We start from the raw sequence: 20,927 nt of genomic DNA, 5'->3' as shown, positions 1-20,927 counted from the left end.
GAAAGCTTACCTTCTCTAAATCTTTGCTTATTACTTTTCAGCAATTGATGTTTTACCCATTTCTCATAAATTTTACAAAATTTATCTACTATACAAAATATTGTAGTATATTTACACATGTTATTAAACCTTTATTTTGCTCCTTCAGTGCCCTATTTATATAAGGTTTAATAACTCTTGTAACCTTCCTTCCTCTCTATTCCTTATCCATAATCGGGGTTACTTTACTATCATTAAGCGGTGATTTACTTGATTCAATGCTAGATAGTTTTGATCCCGAAACAGGTAAGCCTATAAGATATAAAAAAATACTAGATTGGTCATGCATAAAATATGATCCTAAAGATGATACATTAGGTGAGAAAGCAATAGATAAAGTGCTTGATTTTATACCTGGAGTAATACGATTAAAGATTTTGCAAGTAAATTAATACATAGAGGTATCACGGCAACAACATTAGGGAGTTTTTTAGAGGTAATTGATCAATTCATAAGTAGTAATATTACCGCTGAACAGTTTTTAGAGGTTTATAAGCATTTAGAAAACGATCATGCCCAAGGATACCAGCCAAGAAAAGATGTAACATTTGCTAAAGATCAATTTGAACTTTCTTACAAAGGTCATTACCGCTCACAAGAAGTAAATTTGTCTACTGATATAATAAACACGAATAATAAGGGAAGTAGTGATTGGTATCTAGCCCAGTTGAGTAAATTAAGCAATAGATAGAAAAGAAATACCGAATTTAATAAAGCAGCAGTTAAAAGTAATAAAAGAGCAATATACAATAAAGCTTCAAAACAGCAAATATTATATATTTACAAACTTACCTAAAGTTAAAGTAGATGACTTAAGAGAGCAAATTTTAAGGTTAATTGAAGTTAGCCCTGAAGCAAAGGAAGTATTAGAATTTAGTAACAATTATATTTTTATTAAAAATGATAAAAATATAATTAGCAACTTACCGCCTTTATCGGACCATAATCTTATTACTTGTGAAAAAATATTGCAAAAAATAGAAAAAGCTTTAAGCAAAAATTCATTTGTAGCAATCAGTGCTTACGCCGGAACAGGTAAAAGTACAATATAGAATATGGTCGTAAACAAAGAGATGAAGCAAAGAAAATAGTATGTTTTATTAATGCAGATTCCTCAAGCAAAATTAACGGAGCATATAGACAACTTGCTGAGGAGCTTATACAATAGGCGAAAGAGAAGAGCATATAATAAGATTAGTCCATGAGAGGGTTGCTAGTTTAAATTCAAATACATTATTTGTTTTTGATAACGTAGAAGCATATAAAGACATTGAGCCTTATATTAACGGTATAATGAATATGCCTAAGATAAGACGCAAGTTATAATTACTACTAGAAACAATAATTTAAGTGAGGATATAACAAATATTAAATTAAAGCCTTTTAATATAAGAACAGCAATAACATAAGGAAATAGGTTAAGTACAATTTAATAAAAGAACTTGGCAGTAATGATGCTGTATTCCCTTATAAGTTATCTAACGCAGTAACATATTTAAAGGAAAACAAATTATTTAAAGTAAATGATTGTGTTAATTATTTTAAAAATAGCAATGATGATTACATAGAAAGCGTTATATTATTAAAGTTATCAGAAGTATCATTGGCAGCTTGGCAGATACTACAATATTCGGCACATTTAGATCCTGATTTTATCGGCATAGAGATTTTCAAAGAATTATTTTTAATAGATGAAGAAAAGCTACAAGAACCTATAAAAAGGTTAGAAGCATTATCGATAATGAATCTAACATACCAAAATGGACAAGCCGGCTTACAATTACATAGATTAATGCAGTCTACAGTAAAAAGATATGTAGATAAAAGGAACATGCAATAGACAAACAAAAAATTTATACAAAGTCTAGCTGAAGCTTTAGACAGTTTATTTCCTTATTTAACAGCTGTTCCAAACAAAGACTGGGAAATTTCTAAATTATTTTATCCTTATGTAGTAAAAATATTAAACAATAATATTGAAATTGATAAATTTAGAAAGGTAAATTTATATAAAAAGTTAGGATATTATAATGAGAGCGTGTTATATAAACTTAAGGACTCATTAAAATATCACAAAGAAGCATTAAAAATATTTCAAGAATTATATCAAAGCAATCACCCTGATATTGCTGCCTCTCTTAATAATGTCGGTTTAGCTTACCGAACTTAGGTTTAAGTTACGACTTAATCTGACAGAGTTGAGTAATCAAGCAGCTTGATGGGCAATCATCAAATTGTCTGATATTCTCTCTATATTACCAATATTACCAATATTTTTATCTTTAGCAATATAAAGTGAATCTGTAAAAGATTGCATTGGTGTTTTACCAAAGCAATGTTTACCGGAATGAGGTCTTGCATTATTGTAACTCACAAGCCAGTTATCTATATCTGTTTGCAATTCATCAAGTGAATTATAAAATTTTTTGCGGAATAGAATGTGATAGCACTCTTCCTGCATAGTTTTATGGAAACGCTCACAGATACCGTTGGTTTGAGGACTATATGCTTTAGTTTTGGAATGATCGATATTCTCAATGCCAAGATATAGTTGGTAAGCATGGTTTTCTGGTTTTCCACAATATTCCGTACCTCTATCAGTTAATATTCTAAGCAGAGGGATATCATGGTTTGCAAAGAATGGAATAACCTTATCATTTAAGTGGTCTGCAGCTGTAATAGCCGTCTTTTCGGTATAGAGTTTACAAATAGCTACTCCTCAATAGGTATCGACAAAAGTTTGCTGATAAATACGGCCTATGCCTTTAATATTACCAACATAGTAAGTATCTTGTGAACCAAGGTAGCCAGGGTGCATAGTTTCTATTTCACCACTAGCTTCACGTTGGTTTTTAACTTTTTCAAGAACAGCAAGTTGATTATCACTTAAAACAATACCATCATTTGCTACTTTAGTCTCTAGAGCTTTTAGACGTTTTTTGAAACTTTCTAAATCATGACGTAACCACACAGATCTAACTCCGCCACCAGAAATGATTATCCCACTTTTGCGTAATTCATTAGCAGCACGTTCCTGACCAAATGCTGGAAATTCAACAGCTATATTAACTACAGCATCCTCTATATTTGCGGGCACACGATTCTTAATGCAAGCTTTACGTCTAGTCATCTCATATAGAGCTTCCCCCTCCCCACCTTGATCATGGAGCTCTTTGTAACGATAAAATGTATCCCTGCTATAACCCATTGCTTTGCAAGCTTGTGATACATTCCCTAATTGTTCAGCGAGTTTTAATAAACCGATTCTTGGCTTTATGATTTTTTCTTGATATGTTGTCATCTGACAGTCTCCTTTTTAGTAGGTTGTTAAAACTTGCCAGGTACTATCTTATCTTTTTTCTTCGTACCCAACAATCCTTAACTGTCAGATCAATTCTTTACTTTTACAATCTTGTGAATTTGTTATAATGCTACACAAACGTTTGTTTTCGTCTAATACTTCTAGATTTACTTCGATTAAAGGCGGGGATAGTAGGTGCTTAATAATTTCATACCATTCTATTAAAATTAAATTACCGTTTAATGCTTCTTCAAATCCAAGTTCATAAATTTCTTCAGGTGATTTTAGACGATAAAGATCATAATGATAAATATAGTCAATTGATCCACGTTTACTGCTTCGTTGCTCGTCGTCTCGCCTATTAGTATATAGGCTTCGCTCCTCACGCCTTTCATCAAACGAGTCTGAATTGACTATGGTGAAATTAGGAACTTGATATGTTTGCAGTAAGTTAAAAGTCGGGCTTATAATGCTTGTATTTTCACCGCAAAAATATTTAATAATTTCACGACAAAAAAATGTTTTACCTGCTCCAAGGTCACCGTTAAATAAAACTATATCATTTGGTTTTAAGCTTTGTGCTAAAAGCTTTGCAAGTTTTTTTGTCTCTTCTTTGCTATTTAGTGTATGCATTTTTTAACTTGATCAATCATTTGTAAATATTGGTTCTGAAAAGTGCTTGAATTAATATTCTGAACATTCCAGTTTTCGCTATTTAATATTATTATTTTAGCGTTTAATTTATCGTATAATCGTGAATTTTGTTCGTTACTTAAAATAAGACATTTGTTATTAGACTCTTTAATTAAATCTTCTAGCTTGCTTATATATCGGAGGCTTTTTTGACTTTCGCTATATAATTTTGCAGTTTTAATATTAGTCTTAATAAGAAAATACTCGCTACTGTCACTTAATAAAATTACGTCTTTTATCGTTGCAAGCTCGTTATTTTTAATTTCTTGTAGTTTGTTTAATTCTTTAAGTGCTGCAAAAAGGTTATTATTAATATCTTCTTGTAGCTCAGGAAAATTTTCGCTAAATATTCGTGCAAATTCTTGTAGTAAAATCGCGGCATTATTAAGATCAAGCCAAATATGCCAATTATCTTTTATAGTGGTTAAAGATTTAATATCACTGATTTTGATAATGTTTTTGCTATGATTATCAATTAATTTCTCGGCAAAACCGTCAAATTGTTCATTAATATAAATTGCTATATCGGCATTTTTAACTTTTACTAAATCACTAGGTTTTAAATTATAATGATGCGGGCAGTCACTACTAATAGCTAAGCTCTCAATATCCGCTTTATCTTTAACAAGCATCGAAACAATACTACTAATTGGCGTAATACTTACAACTATCTTAGGCTTAGCATAGCTAGTAAGGCTGAAGAATAGTAGATATAGTATGATTAAAATTTTAACTTTTATGTCATTGCGAGGAGGCATTGTTGCGTGGACCGGTAAAACCCACTGTGTCACCCCGTGGCTTGACCACGGGGTCCAGTTAAAAATACTAAAATTATTAGTATTTTTTATTGTTTTTATGGACCCCGTGGTCAAGCCACGGGGTGACACAGTGGGTTTTACCGGTCCACGCAACAATGCCTCCTCGCAATGACGGTTTGACATACTAGCTCTCATAATTTCTCCAACAACTCCAATTTACTAGGTTTGAAATCCTGCTCTATCCAAAAATTTTTTAGATATTCTAGTTTTGCTCCTATCTCTTTTTTTTCTATATTCATATTTAACAAATCATTACCGTTTACTTGGAATTTAGGACGTAATAACGCATCATATTTAAGGATAAATTCTTTTGCTTGTGAATGATTTAATTTACCGATTATGCTAGCTGCTAATAAATATTCCTTATAATTCTTTTTTTCAAACCAAATTTTCTTTATGTTAAATTTAGCTTCATTCAGAAAGTTTGTTATTGATAATATTTGCATTGCTTCATGTCTTGAGAATTTCCAATCTAGAAAGACCTTTAAATTTAAATCTTTTTGACAATATAATAAGAGTGCATATCGAGTAGCTAATTCTAATTTAAAATCATTTGCCTGCTCAAAAAATTTTATTTCATAATTTTGGATAGAGAATATTAGTTCTAATATTCCTATTTCAAACATAGCTTTTAAAATTTGTGCTGCTCTTTTTGAAACAATAATTTTATCCATTTCGCTTTTTATTCGTTCTCGTGATAAAGTTTTTAAGCCGTCTTTTAAAGTTTTACATGCTTTAAAGCTGCCATTATCAAGCTGATTCGCATAATAGCTAGAAAACCGAAAAAAGCGTAGAATTCGCAAATAATCTTCTTTAATTCTATCTAGAGCTTCCCCTATAAATACAACCTTTTCCTGCTGCAAATCCTTAAACCCTTCAAAATAATCATATATCTCGTTCTTAAAGGGACAATAGCTTAAAGCATTAATAGTAAAATCTCGTCTTGCGGCATCTTCAGCAAAATCGTTGGTGAATACTACTTTGGCATGTCTACCGTTACATTCGATATCTTTTCTAAGAGTCGTGATCTCAAATTTTTCATTATTTAAAATAGCTGTAATCGTGCCAAATTTTAAACCGGTCGGAATAGTTTTTATTTTAGCTCCAGATAAAATATTTGTTACTTCACTAGGTATCAAATTAGTAGCTATATCTATATCATAGCTATCTTTCTCAAGTAGATCTCTTGGATATCTTGCTTCTAAAGGTAATTTGTACGTCGATCCAGTACTCGAATCCTCACGTACTTCTATGTACGCTGCGGTTCTGCGTTCCGTGTCTCCTTCAAATTCCTCTTTATTAGCTTCGTTATGCAAGAGATCTAGTAACGCATCACGTACGCAGCCGCCTATAAGTCTTGCTTGTCCTTTTTCATTTAAGAGACTCAAGATTTTTCTGTATCCTTTTGAGGGGATTTTTAATGTTTTATGTATAACTTGCATTACTTGGTTTTACCTATACTATCGGATAGTTTTTAAAAAGACTTTGATGTCATCCTAGCTAAAAGCTGGACCTTGTTGTATGGCTCGTTTATTTCATTCCCGCGGAAGCGGAAATCCAGAAAAAAGTAAAACAATTTCTATATTTCATATTTATCCCTTATTGACTACTGGATTCCCGCTTTCGCGGGAATGACATAGAACAAAAACAGTCCGGTACTAAGATTTTACCGTACATTCCTTTTTATTGCAAAAGATAAGTATAACAGGGCTTTTTTTTTAAAAATCTTTATTAATCGTTATTAAGCTCCCGCGGCATTTAGATTTATAATTGAGATTAATATGAATTTCGGCTTTCTCACAATGATTATTTTTGTTAATGACAATTTTCTGTCCGTGATTAGTTATGAAAATATTATCCTCTAAGGGTAACACCGCACTATCTTTCTGTCCAAACCAATTAGTCCAGTAAGTAAACTGTAAAAATACATTAGAATTTCTAGTAAAAGTTAATATTAGGCAAACACAAAAAATGAAAAAAATTGTTGTAAATGAAAGCTCAAAATCAAGCGAAAAATAAACAATAATACCGTAAATAAAACTAATAAAATACCAAATATTTAAATTATTATACTCTGCTTCCAAAGTTTTTTAAAATATTGTAGTATTTTCTATCAAAAGTTAAAAATACATTATACGTCATATCTGTTATATTTTCAATAATTAGAACAAAATTCTCCTGTAATTATAGTTAAGATAAATTATATTGCTTTTTATTAACTTATTCATTACAATGCCTAACGTTTATGTATATAAAATTTTAATTTAAATTGAGATATTTGTAATGAATAAGTTAACAGAACAAAATTTACTAAAAAAATCAAGATTTTTAAAATATTCTCTGCTTGCCTCTATTTCAGTAGGAGCAATAATCGCAATACCTTTTGAGAGTATGGCGATGAGTAAAGAAGCATTTCGTATCGACCTCGGTAATAAATTGTTGAATAACTTGTCACAATTAAACGGAAACAAAGATACGACAAATACCCCGCAGCAGATAGGAACAGTAATTGTACCGGAACCGAACACATATTCTCCATCTGAAATAAGAGAAATGGAAATATCTAACAAACCTAAGGCATCTAATCCATTAAAAGATGTTCCTGTAGAGGATCATTATAAACAGATAGCACGTAGTAAGTCTGATGTCGGAAAAGCAAGAAAAGTACGACCACCTAATAGAAACAAAACATTTGTAGACAGTGAAAAAACAGAACGAAGTCAAAATACTTATACTCCTGAACTGACAAAGCAAACGCCTCAAAAACCAGAGATTATAATAACAGCATCTTCGCCTACTGTTAGTCCAGCTTCAAATAGCTTTGTCACTGCACCTAATACGCCAAGTACTACGCTGACATCACCGGAACATTATACTACGGTACCTAGTACTCCATCAACACCGGCGACTCCGTATCAGACTACTCCAGATTCTAAACCAAATGATAGTGTAGGAGTTAATACACCACCAAGTACAAGCTCAAAGGTAGTACAAAAACTATCGTTTAGTAGCGAGCCGCAACAGATAGTACAACTTAGTAAACCAACGGTTTATCCGAGACCGATAACACCTGTACCGTTGCCTATAAAAAAAAGCAGTACTGAAATTGCAGCAGGAATGGTAAGTAATATATCACGAGTTAATGAGACGATAGGAATCAAGTTAGCTGAAGTAACACAGGCTATTAAAGATACCAAAGGTAAAAAAAATAAAAAACCATTGCAGAAGTTGCATACGAAGCTAACTTCATCACAAAAAACAGCAAAAAAACTAAAGTCAAAAGCTGGAAGGATAGGACAAAAAATAATAGCATTAGATGAAGCAAATACGAGTCTAAGCGATTGGAACAAAAAGGAAGGAGGAATAAAAAATAAACGTGAATCTGATAAAGATATGATAAAAGTAGGAAAAAATAATAAAGAAATAGAAAAACTTAAAAAAGAGTTAGTAAGTAGAAACAGTGAAGCAGATACGTTATTTCAGAGAATAGAAAAAATAGATATTCCAGTAAATAAAGTTTCGATAAAATCGCAGGGAACAGTTCCGGTTACAACGGCGTCAACCAAAGTTAGCGCGTTTCAAGCACAGCAAGCAAGAATTAATGAGGCTCAGCAAGATGTATTAGGACAAAATCAACAACATATTGCTGCAGGAAAAACAAAAAAGCAGCGGCAAGCAGAGGATAAGCAAAGAACAGAAAGAGAAAAGAAAAGAAAAGAAGAAAATCATCAAAAAGAAAAAGCAAGAGATATAGTAGAAATCAGGGAAGATATTGCAAAAAAAATGCAGTCAATGCAGTCAACAATGAGTGGTTATAGTGAAATACTGCCGAAAAAGTTGGAAGAATTGGAAACAAGAGTAGGAAATATAAAAGATAAAAAGAAAAAACAAGAAGCACAAAAGCAGTTATCAGAAATAAAGAAACAAGAAAAAGCTATAAAAACGGCAGCAGATAAAGCTAAAGAAGTAGCTGCTAGTGCGAAAAAAGAAACAAGTAGAACGGCATTACGAGCTATGCAAGATAAAATGAATGGTTATTCTGAACAATTAAATAAGATAGAGGAAAATCTAAAGTTATTAACTCCTGTTGTTTATAATAGTTCTACCGGTTCTACTTATAAGCAGCCGCCAAAAGCAAAGCCAACCATGCCATTAAGTCGTGGGGTTCAGAGAATTTTAGGTGAACAACTGGAGGATGAAGGTGGATACTTAGTGTCAACAAAAGTTCAGCAGCAACCTTATACAGTAATGTTGTCGAGTCAAGAAATAGAGGACCCTAAAAGTATGGATTCAGGCTTGGGGAGCTTATCAAACGGCACTTTAGGTAAAGAAACAGATGAAGATGCCGGATTTTATTCAGGTTGGGGAAATGAGCATCATAAGGAGTCTAGTTTAAGTGTAGATAGTGGATTAACAAAAAAGGCAGCTCAGCTTATAAGCCTTTTAGATGCAAAGAGAATCGAAATACTGCAAACAACCAGTCCTTCACAACAAAAATCACTTAATTTAGCTTTACAGGAAATAGAAAATGATAAAGATTATGTAGATACCTATATAAGAGTATTAAGCAATAAAATACAAAAAATAGAAGAATTGCCTGGCTCAAGTTCTAGAAGTGAGGAACTTAATAATATTAAAGAAGCAATGGCTTATATAAGTGATCGTATACAGGATGTAGAGGAATTAGATGAAAACATGCTTTTAGCAATAAATGCACTATTACAAGAGCATGATGAAAAAATTTCTTCGTTACTTCTAGAGAAGTATACAAGCGAAGAAGCTGAAGACATTCTTGCTCAGTCATTGTTACAAGAAATGTTAGTGTCGTATGGTAAATCAGAATCTACCTTACCTACAGGAGATGAAGAACAAGAAGACACAGAAGTAACAGACGTAAGTGGAAAATTATCTTTATTACCTGTATCAAGTAATGAGTATGCATTAGCATTAAGTGACGGTAGCGAAGATGAAGAAGATGAGGAAAGTTATGATTCAGGATTTGAAGAGGAAGAAGAAACAATAGAGCAATTATCGGATAACCTTAAAATAACGGAAGTTGATATGGCTGTTCCTCTTGAACAGAAAGCAAAAAAAGAAATGCAAACGCAAATTTCCGAAAACGCTCCTACTTTAAATCAAGCGAAAGTTGTTAATACTATTGTAAATAATATGATTCGTAACAGATTAGATGCATCTATGAATATGTCTAATAATATGGTAGCAGTAGGAGCCGGTGATGAAGAAGAGTCTCGTATAAAAAGAGGTTTGTGGATGCGTGGTATGTACGGCACTAATAATCATGGACGCGTTGACAATATGACCGGTTATAGAGGTACTAACAAAGGTGCTACTATTGGGTTTGACGTTGAAATCGACAATAATATTCTAGGTATAGCTTATAGTAATGTTCATTCAGTATTTAAATTTAAAAATAGTAAAAATAATGATAAAGAACTTATTAATAGCCATGTAGTTTCTATTTACGGACAAAAAGAATTACCGAGGAATTTTGCACTACAAGCTTTAGTATCTGCTTCTAAAAACTTTATTAAAGATAAGACAACTTATTCATATGGTGATACTAAAATTAGAAGTAATGTAAAACATCGCAATCATAGTTATAATGCAGAAGCATTACTGAATTATAATTATCTTTTGCAGAACAAGCTCGTTATTACTCCAAATATCGGCTTAAGATACGGGAAGTCACGAGACGGGGTATATAATGAAACCGGTATTAACGTACAAGAAATAGCTCTTACAATGAAAGAGAATAATATATTGTCCGGAATTGTCGGTACTAAAGTCAAAGTACCTTTAAAAGATGCTCTAAAATTTAATAATTTAGGTCTAACATTCCAAGGAGCGGTAGAACATAATTTTAAAGAGAAAACCCAAAGAATAAATAGAGTTGTTAAAATATTTGATAATACATTCAAACAGGATTATCTAATACCGAAGCAACCGAAAACATCCTATAATTTAGGAACGGGTATTATAGGCAGTATCAAGAATACTACTATTTCTTTGGATTATAATTATTATCTAAATAAACATTATAGAAGTCATCAAGGTAGTGTTAAGCTTAAGGTAAACCTATAATTTTATACTTGCAATATTTACAAAGTTGTTGTATAAAACTTCTAACTTACTGTCATGCCGTGGTCATAGCCACGGTATGACTAATATATCTATTTGCTTACTTTAAGAAGGCCCCTTCGTCTAGCGGTTAGGACACCACCCTTTCACGGTGGGAACACGGGTTCGAGTCCCGTAGGGGTCACCATTCTATATTTTCCTATAAATTCATTATCTTTAAGGAAGAGATTCATTATCGAAACCATTTTTGGCTACATAAAAGAGAATTTTAATATTACTCCTTCCAGACATCGATCACCTATTAATTTCTTTACTTCTCTATTCTCTGCTCTTATTGCTTACCAACTTAAACCTAATAAACCATGTATTTCTTATCCATAATCGGGGTTAACTAATATAGAGAAAATTGAAGAAACGTTTTAATAGGAAATTTATAAGTAGTATTACCGCAACAAATATATATTCGATGTCATTCCGTGGCTTGTCCACAGAATCCAGAAAAAAGCGAGATAAATCGAGCTTTTAATTTTAAAAATTTAGTGTGTTTATACTTTTTAGTAACTGGATTCCCGCTTCCGCGGGGATGACATCGAAGTACTAGGATAACACCCCAATCAATTCTTTTTAGGCAGTACCAACTCTTCTACTTCATATTTCTTAAATGATCTTCTAATTTTCTTAGCTTTCTACCCTCGTTTACTATAGGCTTTACATAGGTTTGCATTTTTGCATTTTCTCTATATTTATTAATCTGATCGATCTGAGCATTGACTTCATCGGTAATGGCTTGCTTTCTATCCTCTATTTTATTTAATACTTCAGTACTATACTCATAATTTTTAACATCAACATTAAAGTTATTAAGCTCTTCCGTAATCTTTTGATCTATTTCAGCTCCCTCGGTGGTATCTTTAACTTTTTGTGCTATTAATGCCGGCATTTCTTCGATCTTGATATCATCTCTTTTGAAATGATCTTTAAGCTCTTTATAAGTTTGCTCTAAATTTTCCTGAGCTTTCTCGTGCATAATATCATAATGCTCTTGACGACTGGTATATCGATCTTCATCTATAAATTGTGCATGTTTTCTATGAGCGTTATCTATCATATCCCGCATCTGAGAATCAGTAGCTTTCTCACGCATAAATCTATCGCCCATCATTACCGGATCACCTTCCTCAAATAACCTACCACGCACCTCATGAATAAGCTTTCTTTGAGCTAATTCTTGATAATATTCTACATCACTCTGTCTACCTGCTTTTTCTAGTCTTGCTAGATATTCCGGTGATAATATATCTGCTTGAGCAGCTAGCGTCTCCTTATTAATATGCATTTGAAGCTCTTCACGTTCCCGTGCTTTTTCATCATCTTTTAATTTTTCGCTATAAGTTCTAAGCCTTGGATCGTTATATTCAAAATCATGCCATTCGGCACTGGTTAGATTACCCTCATAAGCATCGCGTAAATCTTTACCGACTATTGCAGTTAAAGCTCCTCTTTTTATTCCTGTATAACCTGCATATATTTTTTCGCCTATACCTACACGCTTTTCTTCTTTTAATTTACGTTTTGTATCAACACGATGCTCCATCTCTTGCCAGCTTCTAAGCACTCCTATATTCTTACCGAACAAACCAACACCTCGCCCTGACATTTCTTGGTGAGCATTCTTATAAGCATCTTGATAATCTCTAGTAAAGTTCGCATCACTAGCGAGTTCACGTAAGTTAGAATCTTTTAATGACTTATCAAGCTCAGCTTTTTGTTCTTTACTTAAAGTAGCGTAATCTTTCACTCCATATTTATTTGCAGCAATTTTATCTCGAAGCTGAGTAAATTTCATTTGCGATAGTTCTTTTGCTTTTAATTCATTCCCCTTAGGTAAATTCTTTAATAATCCTGAAATACCATTTTCATAATCAGTAATAGCATTCATTTTTACATCTTTAGAATCTATACCGTATTTTCTCTTAACCTCATTTTGTACGGCTTTATTTGCTGAAGAACCGAGAGCTTGCTTTTCAAGCCTTTCCATCATTATACCTTCAAATCCTTTAGCAAAGAACATACTAGTTTCTTCTAACTTCGCGCTTACACGGGTAGTTACAGGTGCACTTACCGTCTTAGCCACATAACTTAGCGGTCTATTCATTTGCTTCGCTGCAGATTCATAAGATTGCTGATTAACTTTTTGTATGTCTGTTAAATTACCTGAAGTACCGGCAATAAATTGTGCCGTCGATATAGCAGTATCGTTAAATTTACTTAGCAAATAAATAGACACAAAAATTAGTAATATCCCATCAAGTTGGACAAATTTCCCGTTTATAAAATTACTAATCCTTTTTGCATCTTTAACTAGATCTAAAAACGGTAATTCAATATAGCGTTCATCTATACACTCGTACGCAGCACAATGCTTACATTTATCAGGGTCATTCTTACAAGAATCATCTACTATTATATGATCTTTGGGAACTAATATCTTTGCTTTGTGGAAATTATTTATACCGCCTTTCATTGGTACGGGGAACCACCAATAAAATATTGAATTACCAAGGCTTGGATCTATATCCTCAAGAAAACTACCGAATATTTCATTTATCGGACCTAAATTAGGAAAATCATGTTTACATACCGCAAAACCAAGCGTTGAATATATTTCGGTTCTGATGATCATTGAAATAAAAGCGATACCGGCAAATAAAATTATAGGCTGTAATGCGTATGATATTAATTGTCTTAACCAATTCTCAAATAATGAACGAGTTATATTAAACAACATGAAACAAATAAATATCGGTCCCATAATTATAATCATACCGATAGTTATAAGAGCGGTTAGATATATAATAGTAGCTTTAAATATAAGAAAGAAAATAAAATACAGAGCTATTAAATATAAAATGATATATATAAAACCAAGCCAATCAACAAATAGTAAAGAAAATAATTTAGATAAAGTTTGAGGAGAAATAAGTAACCCAAGCAAGCTTTGAGAACCGGGGCCGGTAGCCGAAGCTTCATTAATTATTTGCAGTACTTGCTGAACCCCATCAATAAAAAATACGAATAAATAATCATGAAAAAATGTCCAAGCTTTATCCGTACTTAATAATATTGAGACTATACTAACTTTTAATATTCTAACTATAAGTTCGATATGAGTAAGGTTTATATTACCTATTAAAAAGGAAAAGCCCGTAAACATTATATATAGAGTTAAAATAGCCGAGACACTCATCCTATAACCCGACGTATCAATTATTTGTTGATAAGTTTTCTTTATAATCCCATCCTTACCAAATAATACTCCTTTTATTAAATCCGTTAAAAATTGTAGCGGATCGGGTCTAGTATCAGTAACTCCAGACTTTATTACTAATCTATATTGCCCGCTATTATCATCATAAAATTTATCTATAATCTTAAAATAAAGAGGAGATTGAGCATATTTTGACTTATCTTCACCTTTATATTGATAATTTATACCGCCGGCTTTCAAGAATTGTCCTGTACTACTAATACTATAGCCTACACTCGAAGTAAGCGTTCCTAAATGCTGAGTTATACCTTGCGGTTTACGCTGTGAGTCCGGTGAAATATTGGGATCGGTATTTTTAGCGGCAATAAGAAAATAAAGCCCGACACCGTCTGTCATTATACATGGAGCATTACTAATCATTGCATCATTTTGATTTGCGGGATTAGGAGTACACATATCAAGTCTAGCATTATCCCAAAAAGTACACGGTTGTAGCTTAACGCAAAAAGCAGCCAAAGTAGTTGTGTTATTTTTTTGACCATACCATGGACACCATGCAGATAACTGACCTGAAGTATTTTTATCGCCAAGTATATAACTCCACGGTCTTACCATAACTGTTAAAGGATAGCCGTTTACTTTATAAGCACTATCACGCCATGGTGCTACCTGATCACCTTCCTGTCTTGAAGTAATTTCTTCCGGATCATATCTAGAAGAGACATTGAATTTGATAAAACCGAAATCATCAGGGTCAATACAAGTATCGCCGGTACAACCGGAAAGCAGCAATAGCGATATTAATAATGTAATAAAAATATTTTTGTTCATTTATTTTTTATGTGTTATTTCCATATGTCTCAATTTCAACGTCATTGCGAGCGACCGTAGGGAGCGTGGCAATCTCATGAAGCAGTATTAAATTCCTGAGATTGCTTCGTCAATTGCTATGCAATTTCCTCGCAATGACGGTGAAAATATTTACAATTATTCTTTTCTCTCTCCTTCCTCTTTCTTCACATCATTACGCTCAGCAAGGAATTTATTTGTAAATTCACCACCCCCTTCCGGTTTTCTAGCTTTATAATTTTGATCAATTATCTTGTCTTTGAAAACTCTAGCCGGAGCCATTGCAGCCTTTTTAATCGGTTTTGTTACCGAACCTATATCCTGCATAACGGCTCCCACAGGATCAGAACGTTCTTGATAATTTCCTGATATTCGTGCCGGTGTAACATTTGTAAGCATTCCGACTACTACATTTACAAAAGTTACTAAACCATATGACATCAAGCAATATGAATAAAATAATAAAGCCGTAGTAAATAATACTAAGAAAGTATTAGCGTTGTTCGTTAGAATATTAGAGCTACTAATTTCCGGAACATCCGGTACATAGAAAGGTATTCCGGGTAAGAACGGTAATGTAAAAGAGAAATTAATCGGAATACCAAGATTTGTTAAATCAAGCCCTATTTTTATCGGTATAAGAGTATCCCAACAGGCTCTAACTACCACTTTTAAAAGCTGCTCAGATAAAACCTGATCTATCAATAAAAAGAAAATCAATAATATTGTCGGCTGCACTACATAGCTAAGCAATGTCGATATCCAATTATCAAATAAACTTTTAGTTTTTTCAAATAACATTAATATTATGAAAAACGGTGCTAATGAAATCATAACAGTTACCCCTATGAATGCAATAACATAGCCTATTATAACTTCTAAAATAGCTCTAAAATAAGTAATAAGTGAATAAATGGTTATAATAGCGATAAATGCTAAACCATTATGTATTTGTAATAATTCAATAAATAGTAATCCCCAAATCCTACCGTTAGTATATTTATCAAATATAGGATCAATAAAACCAAAAATATTAGATCTAGAGCTTGTAGCACCTACTACGTTAGTTACAAAGAAATCAATACCGTCAGTAAATGCACTAAAGAAGTATGTATTAAAGAAGCTCCAACTTTCTTCTCTAATTAAAAAAGCTACTATAGCTATTTTGCATATACGTGTTATTACTTCTACGGCAGTTAATTTTAATGCTCCTGCAACGAACATTAGCCCAAATATAGTAACATAAAGGGTTAATGCAGCTTTAGCTATATTCTGCACTGCAGAATTTTTAACTAACTTAATATAAAAATTTTGACTAAAAGTTCTAAACTGATCGGTAATAGGTTTAATAGCACCGTTATATACTATATCAGAAAACCAAGTTGTACCAGTATAATTAGCATAATTTACACTAACTACCCCTTGTATATTACTATTAGGATTTACTACCCTTAACCATAAATATCCATCTTGCGGTGCATCAGTCGTAAAGTTATGATATACCGGTGTACCACGAACAGATGAATCAGGTAACGCACCATCAGATGTTATTAAATATTCTAACTTTATATTTTGTTGATCACCCGGATTAATTGAATTTGTCCCGTTACCTATTTCAACAATCATCGAATAACGACCGAAATATAAAAAATTAGCTGACCAATCGCTAGTATTTATATAGTTTACAAAACTATTATAATCAGGAAATCTGCCATTACTCCAATCACTCATTAAAACTGAATTACTAAACATGTTACTAACTTGCCAATCGCTAGTAAAATCCATAGTACCACCGATAGTGGCTTGATAATATATAAAGCTACTTTGAGTGCTGCCTGAATTTACAAAACTCTGATCTCGTCCCTTAATAACCTGCCCGCCTACTTTAATTATCATCCCTCTACCTTGATCATAATAGCAAGCAGGGCTCGCATTTATACCGGCATTAGCAGGACAAGAATTAATTAAGCTCATGAAATTCTGTACCGCTCCCGTTATCATAGGCTTACCGACTATTATTCCATTATCGGTATTTTTATACTTTGTAGCAGTACCCGTGCCGCTACATACACTTTTTCTTTCCTCATCTATCATATTACACACCTGCTCTGCAGAAGAGTAAATTATTCTATTATCAAAATTTCCAAGATTACTTTGAGTATAAAGTGCAGAAGCAGCGAATATCGAACTATCAAGTTCCTGTGTTAAAATATTATCTACGGTATTAGGAAGTTTTGGAGTATTAGGGCTAAAAAAATTATCTTTACCAACTAAACTAATATTTACTACATCGCCGGCCTTAACTTCAATTCTCGAATTACCGTTAGAATAGTTAAAATATTTAACAGAATCAGACATTTTAGTAAATGAAAGTGCATCAAGGTCTTTATCAGGCGGTATAGCCCCCGGTGTTTCACTGTTATTGTCCGTAACAAAACGAGGAAATCCTAAAGCTTCAAATTGTAATTTAGAATAATTATAAGTTTTAATGAAAACTTGCGGCGTACTAAACCTTGGATCAATTCTATATAATACTAGATATTTTCTAGGTTCAGGAGTAATACCTGAAGTAGACCAATTTATTTTTAACAATTTACCTTTCTCAACAGTATTACCTGTTGATTGCCAAGTTCCGGCTGTAGATAAACTAATTCCTATATTACCCTCTTGAAAACTTGTAAATTCAGGCACTTCTAAACAACCGAATAAGCTTTTTAACCCGCCAAAACTGGTTGACATCCATGCAAAAGCATCATCAGCTTTAGCTGGCATCGCCATAAACAAAACTAATAAAACTAAACTCTTAAGAATTTTCATAATTTTAAATTGTTATCCAACACGTCATACCGTAACTTGTCCACGGTATCCAGTAAAAATGTCAAAAAATATACGTTGTAAGCTGGATACCGTGGTCAAGCCACGGTATGACACTTCCAGCCCTCTATTTCGGTGTTTCAGGTTTAGGCGGTTCTTCATTTGTCTTCTCACCCCCTTCTTTTGGCGTATTTTTCCTATTTTTCTCAGCCTGATCTAATGTCTTATTGCGTTGTTTTAATCGTGCTTCCGCTCTGCCGGTAATACCTTTTCTTGTTTTATAATCCATTCCTATTTGACTTAATGCTTTTTGTCCTGCATCATGAGACATTTTACCACCAATTTCAGTAGCCGAAGGTCCAGCAGCACTAGTTAATTTTGCTACCATACGTCCTGAAAATTCGACATAACCATACATACCGTAAGCAATAATAACTAGAGCTACGATATTTTGCATATTTACTCCCATCATACCCGACATATAATCCATTCCCCAAGGGGCAAACCAATTAATACAGAAGATAGGTACATTCAGCAATGCAATAGGTAAAATAGTACCGATAAACGGAATTTTTATCGGTAAAGCACATTTCCAACAAACGCTATAACCTAAAACAAAATCTAGATAAATGGTAAATAGCTGTGTTAGCACTATAATACCTGCCATCATAACTACCGGTTCTATCATATAGCGGATCGTAAACCTCACCCAATTATCAAATAAATACCTAGTAAAATCAAATAATAAGAAACTAATAAATAAAGGGGCTATACCGATTAATATACAAGTTGCCATAAATGCCATAATATAAACGGCAACAGCTCTAAGTGCCGTAATAATTACTATACCAACCGCAATAAAAGTAATTATAAAATATATAATACCGCTAAGCCCAAGAGAAAGAAGTGAAAGTAATTGAGCGATAAAGGTTTGACTAAAAAATATTTTACTCATTACTGCATCTAAAAACATGAAAGGATTAGAAATAGCATTAGTAGAAGTAAACAAACTATATCCACTCATATTAGCAATAATTGCGTCTGAAAAATTGGTAATTGCATCAAAAAGATAGTTATTGAAAAATTCAAAGGTATTACCGTTCATAAGTCCGCTAACTACCCCGATTTTTGCTATTCTAATTACTAGCTCTTTTTGGTTTATCTTAGCAAAACCAAGCAAGAACATTGCTCCGTAAGTCATCACATACAGAATTAAAATTGCTTTAATATAGGTAAAAAAGTTAGTACAGGACGAACTATCATTAGCTTTATAACATACCATATTTTTAAAAATAGAAGTAGCAGCCCCTTGCACTTTAGTTTTAAATAACTGAAGTAACGGATTCATTACTTTAATAGTAAAACTTCCTACTTTTAAGGATGTTGAGAAATGTACTTTATAGCTACCTTCACTATCTTTATAGTCCCTTAAATTATTACCAGGATCATTTAGAATTTTCATCCATATATAACCCGCCTCATTTGCGTTAAAGTTATATTTACCTTCACTATCAACGTTAATTCCTTGAGGTGAATAGGTTTTACCGCTAGTATTCGGGTTTTCCGAAGGCTTTACTATTATGTATTGCACTCGTCCCCGATCATCAAAAGTATCGTTAAAACTATTACCGTTCTCTCTATAACATTTAGTCTGTTTAATATTTAAAACGTATCCTCCCGTATTCTTACTAGCATCTTGTGAGGTAGGAGACCAAAGCCTATATTGTAAATAACTTTTTTCAATATTGCTGTTAAAAGGTATATTATATATAACTTTATATAAATATTTACCGTCTTTATCTTTATAGTCAGACGGTTGATCTGTATCTGCAACAAATTTAGCAAATTCTAGCTTAGAAGGCAGAGCTTGACTTACAGAACCTGCATCATTCATTTGATATATTAATCCGGTTGGTCCTTTGCCTCCTTTACCATCCGCCGTATACCAAAATCTCCGATTCTTTTGAAAATCTCCATCGTTACATATTCCCGAAGTACAATCTACACCTCCAATATAATCTTTATCCTTAGGACTACGATTCTCGACACTATCAGGACATTTACCGTTTGAAGGAATATTAGCATTATTAGAACATTGAAGTCCCGCATAATCAATCAATAAATTACCTGAATTATCTGACCAACTAAAGGTAAAACTACCGTCATCTTTATAAGCTTCCGGCATGTCGCCCTCGTGATTTATCCAAGCAGGTAAGGAGTCACATATAAGACTAATGCAACAATGAGAAACGGCATTAGCAACATCACATACCCACTGAGCAACATCTTCTTGATGAATACATAAAAGACAATAACATTTTTCCCGATGCTTATTACCTTGCCAATAATTTTGCTTCAGTTCGCAAGCATTAACATATTTACCGGAATAAATAGAATATTTTCCACAAATCGGCTCATAAGAAGTTTTGCCTTGTGAACAATCTTTCGTAACCTTAGCACCTTTAAAAGCATCCTCAACTGTCGCATCCGTATTGGCAAAATTAGGAGATACGGAAACTAAAACTCTATCATTGGCGTATAATTCGGCAATATTACGCCATTCATTATTTCTTGCATCTATTATTAGAGAGACAGGCTTATTATTTGCATCGGTAATACGAGGGATCGGAATCATTTTACCACTATCATCTAAATTAGATCCAGCCCCTGTACGTTGTAAATTGTCTTTTGGTACATAAGCTAAACACAAACTAACCTGACCGACCACTTGTAAATTCACCGGTTGACTGTCTTCTACTAGTACCTGAGTATTTAACCATTCACCGTAACGATTAGGATCAGGAATAAGCTGAGTTGTGCCGTCGGGCAACATCTTAGAAGTGTTTACATAATTAGCATTAGCATTAAGGGTTATAGTACCGGTTATTGAATCCGAACCTCCTTTACCGTCCGGAGCATATCTCATGTAACAGCCGTCACCGACTTTTACTGCTCCTATCATACCAAGTGCTGCAAAAATAAAGCAAACTAACGTTGCTACTATAGCAAGTACTCCTAAAACTTTTAATAAGTTACTCTGCATATT

At 33.0% G+C, this 20,927-nt stretch carries 10 protein-coding genes, 1 tRNA gene and 3 pseudogenes; 6 read left to right on the top strand and 8 right to left on the bottom strand.

Going from position 1 to position 20,927, the window contains the following annotated elements:
* Nucleotides 1-257: 257 nt before the first annotated feature.
* From RMONA_RS09070 to RMONA_RS01340, 3 genes are all read left to right on the top strand, one after another.
* Complete coding sequence (locus RMONA_RS09070; RefSeq protein ID WP_023507297.1) at nt 258-431, top strand: hypothetical protein; 174 nt, start codon at nt 258-260, stop codon at nt 429-431.
* 1,211 nt (nt 432-1,642) lie between these two features.
* Nucleotides 1,643-1,879: a hypothetical protein gene (locus RMONA_RS01345; protein WP_023507296.1), complete on the top strand. Its 237-nt coding sequence runs from the start codon at nt 1,643-1,645 to the stop codon at nt 1,877-1,879.
* A gap of 198 nt (nt 1,880-2,077) precedes the next feature.
* Nucleotides 2,078-2,209, top strand: a complete 132-nt coding sequence (locus tag RMONA_RS01340) for a tetratricopeptide repeat protein (RefSeq protein ID WP_410526355.1) — start codon at nt 2,078-2,080, stop codon at nt 2,207-2,209.
* Nucleotides 2,210-2,245: 36 nt separating this feature from the next.
* On the opposite strand, the pseudogene RMONA_RS01335 reads toward RMONA_RS01340, so the two are convergent.
* From RMONA_RS01335 to RMONA_RS10020, 5 genes and pseudogenes are all read right to left on the bottom strand, one after another.
* Nucleotides 2,246-3,340 (bottom strand): annotated as a pseudogene (locus RMONA_RS01335) (IS481 family transposase).
* An 84-nt stretch (nt 3,341-3,424) separates the two neighbouring features.
* The gene (tsaE, locus tag RMONA_RS01330) at nt 3,425-3,973 is read right to left on the bottom strand and encodes a tRNA (adenosine(37)-N6)-threonylcarbamoyltransferase complex ATPase subunit type 1 TsaE (RefSeq protein WP_023507294.1); all 549 of its coding nucleotides are present in this window, start codon (nt 3,971-3,973) and stop codon (nt 3,425-3,427) included.
* Complete coding sequence (locus tag RMONA_RS01325) at nt 3,961-4,791, bottom strand: metal ABC transporter solute-binding protein, Zn/Mn family (protein WP_037230947.1); 831 nt, start codon at nt 4,789-4,791, stop codon at nt 3,961-3,963. The genes tsaE and RMONA_RS01325 overlap by 13 nt, the downstream gene beginning before the upstream one ends.
* Before the next feature lie 191 nt (nt 4,792-4,982).
* Nucleotides 4,983-6,293: a palindromic element RPE1 domain-containing protein gene (locus RMONA_RS01320; protein WP_023507292.1), complete on the bottom strand. Its 1,311-nt coding sequence runs from the start codon at nt 6,291-6,293 to the stop codon at nt 4,983-4,985.
* Nucleotides 6,294-6,569: 276 nt separating this feature from the next.
* Nucleotides 6,570-6,935, bottom strand: a complete 366-nt coding sequence (locus RMONA_RS10020) for a hypothetical protein (RefSeq protein ID WP_023507291.1) — start codon at nt 6,933-6,935, stop codon at nt 6,570-6,572.
* A 1,309-nt stretch (nt 6,936-8,244) separates the two neighbouring features.
* Here RMONA_RS10020 and RMONA_RS01310 point away from each other — a divergent pair.
* The 3 genes and pseudogenes from RMONA_RS01310 to RMONA_RS11615 all read left to right on the top strand — a co-directional run.
* Nucleotides 8,245-10,953, top strand: a pseudogene (locus RMONA_RS01310) (autotransporter domain-containing protein); the annotation flags it as partial.
* 109 nt (nt 10,954-11,062) lie between these two features.
* A tRNA-Glu gene (locus RMONA_RS01305) sits at nt 11,063-11,137 on the top strand.
* Nucleotides 11,138-11,166: 29 nt separating this feature from the next.
* Nucleotides 11,167-11,331, top strand: a pseudogene (locus RMONA_RS11615) (transposase); the annotation flags it as partial.
* A 262-nt stretch (nt 11,332-11,593) separates the two neighbouring features.
* On the opposite strand, the gene RMONA_RS01300 reads toward RMONA_RS11615, so the two are convergent.
* The 3 genes from RMONA_RS01300 to RMONA_RS01290 form a co-directional block, all read right to left on the bottom strand.
* Nucleotides 11,594-15,049 (bottom strand): TrbL/VirB6 family protein, encoded by a 3,456-nt coding sequence (locus tag RMONA_RS01300; RefSeq protein ID WP_023507289.1) that lies wholly within the window; start codon nt 15,047-15,049, stop codon nt 11,594-11,596.
* A gap of 156 nt (nt 15,050-15,205) precedes the next feature.
* Complete coding sequence (locus RMONA_RS01295) at nt 15,206-17,884, bottom strand: TrbL/VirB6 family protein (RefSeq protein WP_023507288.1); 2,679 nt, start codon at nt 17,882-17,884, stop codon at nt 15,206-15,208.
* Nucleotides 17,885-18,008: 124 nt separating this feature from the next.
* Nucleotides 18,009-20,924: a TrbL/VirB6 family protein gene (locus tag RMONA_RS01290; RefSeq protein WP_023507287.1), complete on the bottom strand. Its 2,916-nt coding sequence runs from the start codon at nt 20,922-20,924 to the stop codon at nt 18,009-18,011.
* Nucleotides 20,925-20,927 lie beyond the last annotated feature (3 nt).

Source organism: Rickettsia monacensis, from assembly GCF_000499665.2.
Lineage (GTDB): Bacteria > Pseudomonadota > Alphaproteobacteria > Rickettsiales > Rickettsiaceae > Rickettsia > Rickettsia tamurae.
Note: the sequence above shows the minus strand (reverse complement) of the source record. Positions and strands in the feature narration are given on the sequence as shown.

What these genes read in the sequence shown, in the direction of transcription:
- RMONA_RS01295 (WP_023507288.1), bottom strand. Translation starts at nt 17,884, where the DNA reads ATGAAAATTCTTAAGAGTTTAGTTTTATTAGTTTTGTTTATGGCGATG.
- RMONA_RS09070 (WP_023507297.1), top strand. Translation starts at nt 258, where the DNA reads ATGCTAGATAGTTTTGATCCCGAAACAGGTAAGCCTATAAGATATAAA.
- RMONA_RS01290 (WP_023507287.1), bottom strand. Translation starts at nt 20,924, where the DNA reads ATGCAGAGTAACTTATTAAAAGTTTTAGGAGTACTTGCTATAGTAGCA.
- RMONA_RS01300 (WP_023507289.1), bottom strand. Translation starts at nt 15,049, where the DNA reads ATGAACAAAAATATTTTTATTACATTATTAATATCGCTATTGCTGCTT.
- RMONA_RS01325 (WP_037230947.1), bottom strand. Translation starts at nt 4,791, where the DNA reads ATGCCTCCTCGCAATGACATAAAAGTTAAAATTTTAATCATACTATAT.
- RMONA_RS01320 (WP_023507292.1), bottom strand. Translation starts at nt 6,293, where the DNA reads ATGCAAGTTATACATAAAACATTAAAAATCCCCTCAAAAGGATACAGA.
- tsaE (WP_023507294.1), bottom strand. Translation starts at nt 3,973, where the DNA reads ATGCATACACTAAATAGCAAAGAAGAGACAAAAAAACTTGCAAAGCTT.